Annotated in this window: 1 pseudogene; it reads left to right on the plus strand. The window is 43.1% G+C overall.

The annotated features are described in order from the left end of the window. Positions 1-290 precede the first annotated feature (290 nt). A pseudogene (locus IQ242_RS24965) lies at positions 291-1,190 on the plus strand (restriction endonuclease); the annotation flags it as partial. Between the last annotated feature and the right edge of the window lie 122 nt (positions 1,191-1,312).

A 1,312-nucleotide genomic window follows, 5' to 3' on the forward strand; every position in this document is an offset into this window, starting at 1 on the left:
TTATACCATTTTTCTTTATTCTTGGCAGGTATCTTACCCCCCCTTGCCCCCCCGACATCGGGGGGGTGGGGGGTTAGGGGTGAGGGCGATTAACCATCTCTGCCATTACTTTAGAAAAATGGTATTACGATTCAAGCCTGCGGCTGTGGTAAGTCTTGGCGATTTTTTTTGGCCAAAACCCTTGACAAAATCGGAGACTTGACATATACTTTTTGTATAATGGGAATCCGTGCCTGCCTGCAAACCCTTCATTTTTAGGCTAGATACCCTCAATGTTAGGATAATTGCCCATGTCAGGACAAGCAAGCAATAAACCACTTTTTTCTCAACACTATCTTGAGCATCGGCTGCCAGATTCTCCGGAATGGCAAGAGGATGTATCCGTGGCATTTTCCCGCTTAGAGAGTCTTTATCAACAAAAAAAGGCGATTTTGCCGACTCTTAACGAAGCGCAAACGGAAGCAGAATTAATACAACCGATTCTAGAAATTCTCGGTTTTAGTTATATACCGCAGGTAAGCAGTAGGGGAAAAGGAAGGTCAGAAAGGCCAGATTATGCCCTATTTGCCACAGAAAATGACCGTTATCAAGCCTATGCTCTCCAGAATAATGAAAGAGCCTTTTATAGTCAAGTTTTAGCGATCGCTGAGGCCAAATACTGGCAACGTTCTCTTAGTGACGTTTCTAAGAACGATCAGCGAGATATCTGGAAAAATAGTAATCCTTCCTTTCAGATCACCAATTATCTGACGGGGACGGGAGTAGATTGGGGTATTCTCACCAATGGTCGAGAATGGCGCTTATATTACCGTCAAGCGTCCTCCACAGCCACGGAATTTTATCCAGTGGACTTGATGGAACTATTAGAAGGGGGAGACCGGCAAAAATTTCGGTATTTCTGGTTATTTTTCCGTCAAGAGGCTTTTATTAAGGATATTCACGGTCAGAATTTCCTTGAACGGATCCGGGAGGGAAGTACCACCTATGCCACCAGAGTGGGTAACGAGCTAAAAGAGTTAGTCTTCGATCGCATTTTTCCCGATATTTCTAAGGGTTTTGTATCATTAAATACAGACATACAGCCAGATTTATTGTATGAGGCGAGTTTATCCCTGCTGTATAAATTATTATTTCTGCTCTACGCAGAAGCGCGGGACTTGCTGCCGGTGAGGGGAGACTATCGCGATTACCGAAATTTTGGGTTAAAGCCCCGTCCTTTTAGGACGGCTTTTTAAACTATAGCTTGTTAACTTAACTTTTATTGTGCTATACTGATTTTATCTAAGTAACCCGTGCGTAAAATGTTTGTCTT

This window comes from Microcystis sp. LEGE 08355 (genome assembly GCF_015207185.1).
Classification (GTDB): domain Bacteria; phylum Cyanobacteriota; class Cyanobacteriia; order Cyanobacteriales; family Microcystaceae; genus Microcystis; species Microcystis panniformis.